This is a genomic window from Protofrankia sp. Cj3 (genome assembly GCF_917627355.1).
GTDB lineage: Bacteria > Actinomycetota > Actinomycetes > Frankiales > Frankiaceae > Protofrankia.
On sequence record NZ_CAKJTR010000096.1, the window covers coordinates 1 to 7206 of the forward strand.

Annotated in this window: 5 protein-coding genes, 1 tRNA gene and 1 pseudogene; 5 read left to right on the forward strand and 2 right to left on the reverse strand. The window is 66.4% G+C overall.

Features of this window, described 5'->3' with window-relative positions; all coding sequences use genetic code 11:
* Positions 1-404: 404 nt before the first annotated feature.
* A pseudogene (locus MJ783_RS14165) lies at positions 405-557 on the forward strand (site-specific integrase); the annotation flags it as partial.
* A gap of 157 nt (positions 558-714) precedes the next feature.
* Here MJ783_RS14165 and MJ783_RS14170 read toward each other — a convergent pair.
* Positions 715-787: transfer RNA gene (locus tag MJ783_RS14170), tRNA-Arg, on the reverse strand.
* A 405-nt stretch (positions 788-1192) separates the two neighbouring features.
* Between MJ783_RS14170 and ssb the strand changes: the two genes are divergently transcribed.
* From ssb to MJ783_RS14190, 4 genes are all read left to right on the forward strand, one after another.
* Positions 1193-1831, forward strand: coding sequence for a single-stranded DNA-binding protein (gene ssb / locus MJ783_RS14175; protein ID WP_239310909.1), 639 nt, complete (start codon positions 1193-1195; stop codon positions 1829-1831).
* Positions 1832-2182: 351 nt separating this feature from the next.
* A complete protein-coding gene (locus MJ783_RS14180; protein WP_239310910.1) occupies positions 2183-4087 on the forward strand; it encodes a hypothetical protein in 1905 nt (634 codons plus the stop codon).
* Between the two features lie 219 nt (positions 4088-4306).
* Positions 4307-5989 carry an energy-dependent translational throttle protein EttA gene (gene ettA, locus MJ783_RS14185; RefSeq protein ID WP_239310911.1) on the forward strand — a complete coding sequence of 561 codons (1683 nt, stop codon included), beginning with the start codon at positions 4307-4309 and terminating at the stop codon, positions 5987-5989.
* Positions 5990-6038: 49 nt separating this feature from the next.
* A complete protein-coding gene (locus MJ783_RS14190; RefSeq protein ID WP_239310912.1) occupies positions 6039-6362 on the forward strand; it encodes a YciI family protein in 324 nt (107 codons plus the stop codon).
* 133 nt (positions 6363-6495) lie between these two features.
* On the opposite strand, the gene MJ783_RS14195 is transcribed toward MJ783_RS14190, so the two are convergent.
* A complete protein-coding gene (locus MJ783_RS14195) occupies positions 6496-6909 on the reverse strand; it encodes a globin (protein ID WP_239310922.1) in 414 nt (137 codons plus the stop codon).
* Positions 6910-7206: the final 297 nt, after the last annotated feature.

Genomic DNA, 7206 nt, shown 5'->3' on the forward strand with positions numbered 1-7206 from the left:
GCCCGACCTCGCCTCGTACCGCAGGGTTCCCGCGCAGACCCAACCGTCCTGATCGGTCGTCGCGGTCGTTCGTTTCTCCCCCGTTACCTTCTTCGTGGCCCCGCCGGGGCTCCCGGCCTCCGGACCTGGCATGACGAAGGACATAGGGGCACTTTTTCTTCCGTTCCTCTGGTAGGCGCCTGATCTGCCGGGGGCCGGACGGGTCCAGGGTCGGCGAAAGCCGATCATGCAGTGACACGTCAGTGCCCTGGACGCGGCCGGTTCCCCGGCAGACCCTCCCGCGCCCAGAGGACCGGGACAGTCCCGACCGTCGGACGTCACCTCACCGAGTCTCGCTCTGACCCGGAATCGACCAAGGCTCCGCCGAGGAACTCGACGCGGTACGAACATTTCTGCCTACCAGTTTGGATCTTGAAGTGCCGCCGCACATCGTCCGGGACATCGCGGGCCACTCGGCGATCGAGGTCACGATGACGATCTACGCGCATGCGTCGATGGGGGAGAAACGGCGTGCACTGGGCAAGCTCGACAGCCACCTGACCGAGCCCCGACTCTGACGGCTGTTGCTGTACCCGTTGCTACACAGACGCCGTCCCGATCAGTGTCGGGACGGCGTCTGTGATCGTGGAGGGTTCGGGGAGTTTGGCCCCCCGGCAGACATCGCGGCTGGTGACGAAGCCAACCGAAGGTCGACGAGCGCACTCAACCGGCTCGTGCGCCCGGCAGGGATCGAACCTGCGACCCAGTGCTTAGAAGGCACTCGCTCTATCCGCTGAGCTACGGGCGCTTACCGCCTATTGTGCTTGTCGCCCGGAGCGAACGCGCAGCGCGGTTCTGACCCAGGCTGCGGGGGAATAATCGATCGTCGCGGGTCCCGTGTCAACTGGTTACTGACAGAGACAGAAGCGTGCTCCACCGTCGTCAGCTGGTTGCGTCTGTCACCGTGATGATCTCTTTGTCGAGGCGGCCATCTGGAAAAGTCCAATGTGACACAACATGGGTCTGTTGTGCACGCCGCTGGCGTCACCGCTGTGGAGGGGCGTCCCGTTGTCCACAGTTGATCGCGGGAACAGGTCGAACCGGTCGCCAACGGTCACAGTGTGACATGAGACGAGACGGCAATCGCCATCGCTGGGTTCCGCCGGACCGTCCGCCACGGAAGCAGGTCAGCAACCATGATCCTGGAGGGACCATGATCGAAGCATCGGTCACGCTGCTCGGCAACCTCGTTGACGACCCTGACGTGCGATGCACGCAGAATGGGAACTCTGTCTGCTCCCTGCGCCTGGCCAGCACCTCGCGCCGGTTTGACCGGTCGCAGAACCGCTGGGTGGACGGTCATACCGTCTTTGTCACCGTCACCTGCTGGCGTCACCTGGCTGAGAATGTCGGCGCTTCGCTGCACAAAGGGGACAGGACGCTCGTGGTCGGGCGACTCCGCCAGAGGTCGTTCGAGACCCAGGACGGAAGCCGCCGAGTCGTCTACGAAGTGGATGCGGACGCGGTCGCGGTTGACCTGACCCGCCAGTCGGCCGCGGTCCGGCGGGTCGTCCGCGTGAACCGGGAGAGCACAGGGAGCGCAGAGAGCACAGAGGTTACGGAAGGCGACGGGAACATGCTGGGATGCGAGCCCCTCGCCGAGGAAGGCAGGGCTGATGTGCACAATGGCCAGACCGGCGTCGGAACCGGTGCCGAGTATCATGACGGGGGTTTCACCCATGCGGGCGCGGACGAGTTTCTCAGCGGGTCAGTGCCCGGCGGGATGCCAACGGCGCTGGAGCCCGACGGCTCGCCTTCTGTCATCCCGGCTCAGCGTCCGGCGGCGGTGTGATGTCACGGTAGTCGGCGGTCCGCGGGTTGCCGGTGGCTCGGGCGCCCACCGTTGTCGAAACGGCCAGGAGGTGGGTGCAGGCCCGGCCCGGGTCCGGCCGGTGGGTAGCGTCAGCCCGTGACCAGCGCGCGGGGCGCCGATATGCCGGCTTCCATTCAGGTGCCGGGTGGGCGCGTCGACGGGCTGGCAAGCCTTGGCGACGGTTCGGGATCCGGGGGAGCGGGCGGTAGGAGGAGTCTGCCCGGCTCGGACGAGCCGAATGGCCGCCTCGATTCTCCGCCCGCCACCTCGCCCATCCCACGAGCGGCAGGGCGACAGCCATTGGTGATTTTGCGGTCGCGTTTGGTCGCGGTGTCTGTGCCGGGGCGGACGGTGGTGGTCGCGGCTCTGCTCAGCGCGGTCGCGGCAATCGTGATCAATCGTTACCTGTTTCCGTATTTGTCGATCAACAATGACGAGGCCCTCTACCGGCTGCAAGCCCAGACGCTGGCGGATGGCCATCTGTTTCCGCCGGCTCCGCGGTCGGCCGCCTCCTACGCACCGTGGCTGGCGGCGGTCGTTGACGGCCACTACGTCCTGAAGTACACCCCTGTGGTTGCCGGGCTGTACGCGTTGAGTCTCGTGCTCACCGGTGGCACCGCCGTGGGGCTCGGGCTCCTCGCCGCTGCCGCGGTGGGGGTCACCTACCATGCCGGCATCGAGCTGCTGGACGATCGGCGGGTCGCCGCCGTCGCGGCCTGGCTGCTGGCGCTGTCACCTTTGATCATCCTGCACAGCGCGTTGCTCTTGTCCTATCTGCCAGTCCTTGTGCTGTATGAATGCGTGCTTGTCGGGCTGCTACGGGGGCTGCGGACCAGGCGCGGGGCGCCGCTTGCCGCGGCAGGGCTGGCGATGGGGCTGGCTGCCGCGGTCCGGCCCTACGACACCGTCCTGATGCTCGGCCCATGTGTGCTGTGGGCGGTGAGCCGAGGAGCTCGCGGCCGGCGGCGGTGGCTGCTGCGTTGGCTCGGCGCGGGGCTGGTGGTCCCGATTGCCGCATTGCTCGGTTATAACTCCATGGCAACGGGTAACCCGTTCAGATTGCCCTTTGCGCTGCTTGAGCCCGATGACAAGCTGGGGTTCGGGGATCGGCGTCTCTTTCCCGGCGACCCTCCGCACCGTTTCGGCTTGGCTGAGGGGCTCACCTCGATCGGTGACCATCTGTGGTTTCTCGGTCTCTGGGCGTTCGGCGGGGTGTTCCTGGCGGCGTTGTCGGTCGCGGCGGTTATCCGCCGACGGCTGTCCGCGGCGACCTTAGCGCTCGGGGCCGGCGCGGTGCTGCTGATCCTCGGTTACATCGTGTTCTGGGGTGCCTGGAACGCGGCCGAGCTGTGGGGTGGAATCCGGTATATCGGCCCTTTCTATCTCATGCCGATACTCATTCCACTTGTTCTCTTCGGGGCTCGGGGATTGGTCGATCTCACTGTCGCGCGGCCGCGGATCGGTGGGCTTACCGCCGCTGCCTGCTTCGGGCTGAGTGTCGTTGTAATTGTTTTCGCGGTCGGGGATAATATGTCGTTCACCCGACGTGATCGAAATCTTGCGAACATGGTCGCGGTTCAACCTGGGCGGGTGCTGGTCATGGTGTCGGCGGATCCGGCCTTTCTCATGCATCCCACGTCGGTGGTGGCCAACCCGCCTGGCATGGACACGCGAATCTTGTACGCGGTGTCACGAGGCCGTGCGGACTTCACGGTTCTTGCCGATCATCCGGACCGATCCGCCTACCTGCTCCGCTTAGCGGAGGGATACAATCGAACACTTGCGTCATCATCGGCCGCTCGGTTGGAGCGCCTGCGGGTGGTTGACGGCCCGAGCGTCGGTGTCGTCGTCCGCGCGTCGGTTCCGCCGGGGGCCCGCTCGGCCCGGTTGGAGATGACTGCCGATGGGCGTCGGGTGTCCTATCCGGTTGATCCGTCCCATTCGGTGACCGGAAAGATTACTGTCAGCCCTGACGGGGTGACGATGGCCGGTCTCGGTTCCGCTCCCACGGTCATTGCCGCTCCCACGGCACAGGTATCCGCGGCAACGGACCATTCGGTGATATTGGCGTTGTTCTACACTCCGTCCGCCGGTGGCGGCGAGCGTTTTTTCGATCGTCAGGACCTTCCGGTCCGCGTCGACGGAGGAGCGGGTGTCAGCGTTGTGGCCCCCGACGGCCAGGTCGGGGCGGTGGGGTCGGGGCCTGCGCCGGCCATTCGGCTGAGCGTCGGTTGATGGTCGGTGTCCTGTGGGAAGGAGGTTCCCGGGACACGGCCGGGAAGCGGGCTCGTACCCTGGTGTCGCACCCGTGCGGATAGTGGCCCCCGTGCCGGGAAGATCCAACGCTCCTCGGCGGTCTTCCCACCGGGGAGACTCCTGTTCCTGACCCGCGTTTGCTCCTGACCCGCGTTGCCGCCTGACCTGTCAGGTTGCCCGACTCGTAAGGTTGACCGCATGGCGCAGTATGTCTTCCAGATGCGCAAGGTGCGCAAAGCCCACGGTGACAAGGTCGTCCTCGACGATGTCACCCTGTCGTTCCTGCCCGGCGCGAAGATCGGTGTCGTCGGTCCCAACGGCGCGGGCAAGTCGTCGCTGTTGAAGATCATGGCTGGTCTTGACCAGCCCAGTAACGGAGACGCGACGTTGAGCCCCGGTTTCACCGTCGGCATGCTCGCGCAGGAACCACCGCTCAACGAGGAAAAAGACGTTCGCGGCAACGTTGAGGACGCGGTCCGGGAGATCCGTGGGGTCCTCGCGCGGTACGAGGAGATCAACGAGAAGATGGCTGCGCCCGACGCCGACTTCGATGTGCTCCTGACCGAGCAGGCGGCGCTTATCGACACGATCGAGGCGGCCAATGCCTGGGAGCTCGACAGCCAACTGGATCAGGCGATGGACGCGTTGCGGCTGCCTCCGGGCGATGCCGACGTAACCAGGCTCTCCGGTGGGGAGCGCCGCCGCGTCGCGCTGTGCAAACTTCTTCTGGAGGCCCCTGACCTGCTGCTGTTGGACGAGCCCACCAACCATCTCGACGCTGAGAGCGTCGCCTGGCTGGAGCAGCACCTGGCGCGCTATGCCGGAGCGGTTCTCGCGGTCACGCACGACCGTTACTTTCTCGACAACGTCGCTGGCTGGATCCTCGAGCTCGACCGGGGCAATGCCTACCCTTACGAGGGCAACTACACGACGTACCTGGAGACGAAGGCCGCCCGCCTCAAGGTCGAAGGCGGTAAGGACGCGAAGCGTAAGCGCGTCCTCGCGCAGGAGCTGGAGTGGGTGCGGTCGAACCCGAAGGCCCGCCAGGCCAAGAGCAAGGCACGTCTCGCCCGCTATGAGGAGCTGGCGGCCGAGGCGGACAAGGCCCGTCCCCGCGATTTCGAGGAGATCCAGATCCCGCCGGGCCCGCGCCTGGGCGCTGTGGTGATCGAGGCGAAGAAGCTGCGCAAGGGATTCGGCGACCGGGTCCTCATCGATGATCTGTCGTTCTCCCTGCCGCGTGGTGGCATCGTCGGCGTGATCGGCCCGAACGGTGTCGGAAAAACCACCCTGTTCACCATGCTGACCGGTGCGGTGGCACCCGATGCCGGCGAGCTGGTCATCGGTGAGACGGTCGATATCGCCTACGTCGACCAGAGTCGCGCGGGCCTCGACCCGAAGAAGAACGTATGGGAGGTCGTTTCCGACGGGCTCGACCACATCGTGGTAGGCAAGATCGAGCTGCCGAGCCGGGCCTACGTGTCGTCCTTCGGTTTTAAGGGACCGGACCAGCAGAAACCGGTCGGAGTGCTGTCCGGCGGTGAGCGTAACCGGCTGAACCTTGCGCTGACCCTCAAGCGGGGCGGCAATCTTCTGCTGCTCGACGAACCAACAAATGATCTTGATGTCGAGACGCTGCGGTCGCTGGAGGACGCGCTGGGGGAGTTCCCGGGATGCGCGGTTGTGATCTCGCATGACCGGTGGTTCCTGGATCGTGTCACCACGCACACTCTTGCCTGGGAGGGGACGGAGGCCGACCCGGCTCACTGGTTCTGGTTTGAGGGGAACTTCGCGGATTACGAGGTCAACAAGATCGAACGCCTTGGCGCTGAGGCGGCCCGTCCACACCGGATGACCTACCGTAAGCTCACTCGCGAGTAGGAGCGCCCCTGTTGCCTGTCGTTCCACCGCTTGGCCGCGAAGCAAAGCCATGGCCGCGTTGAACCGCTACGAACTGGTCGTACTCACGCAGGGGCGAGCGCATCCATCGTCCGGTGAGGATGCGGAGTATGACCGGCGGCATGCCGAGCACCTGGAGTACCTGGAGTCGCTTCGGGCCGCCGGGTCGCTCGTGTTGTATGGCGGGTCAGCCGAACCTGGCACGCGGTTGCGGGCGGTGCTGTTGTTCCAGGCCGGCTCGCTGGACGAGGCCCGTGCCGCTGCCGAGGCGGATCCGCTGGTGCGGGCGGGCTATCTGGTGATCGAGGTCATCCCGTTCGTCTCGGGCTTCCGTGCCCCGCGTCGGTCCGGCTGAGCGGTCCGGCCGCGACGGTGCTGTGACGTAATGGTGCGGTGACGTAATGCTGCTGTGCACCGCGGCCGGCCCCGGCCACCCGAGCACCAGACCGGGCAGGGCCTGGATCGGGGCCAAGGCCGGGGCCGCCGGCTCATTCCGGGCGGTTGACCAGTGAGTTGGCCGCCATCGTCAGGTAATCCCACAGCGGCTCAAAGTACTCCGGAGACAGCTTCAGCTCGTCGACGGCGGCACGCATGCGGATCAGCCAGGCGTCCCGCTGAGCCGGGCCGATCGCGAAGGGGGCATGACGCAGCCGCAGGCGTGGGTGACCACGCTGATCGCTGTAGGTCGATGGTCCACCCCAGTACTGGACGAGGAACATCCGCAGCCGTTCCTGAGCCGCGGACAGGTCTTCGTCGGGGTAGAGCGGCCGTAGCAACGGGTCCTCGGCGACCCCTGCGTAGAAATGGGCCACCAGCCGGCGGAACGTCTCCTCACCGCCGACCGCGTCGTAGAAGGTATCCGTCGGGCGGGTTATGGACGGTCGCTGAGTCACGTTGACTATTCTGCGCGCCGGATCGCGGGCCGTCGGCGTGATACGGGGAACGGGATCCGTACGGACCATGAGGTTCGGCTCGCTGGGGCGGACCGCGCGATGGCGGTCGCTCGGAGCGTCCCCCGGTGGGATCTCGCCGCCATGCGACGCGCCGCCCGCCGTGCCGGTGAAGCCCTGCCGCTGGTCAGCACGGCGGTGACCAGCGGCAGGTACGGCATGCCGAAGCAATCGTGCGTTGCGCGCCCATCGTGTCGTGGGGATGACTGGCCGCGGGCCGGTGCTGAGGGGCGTGCGGGGCGGGCGGGG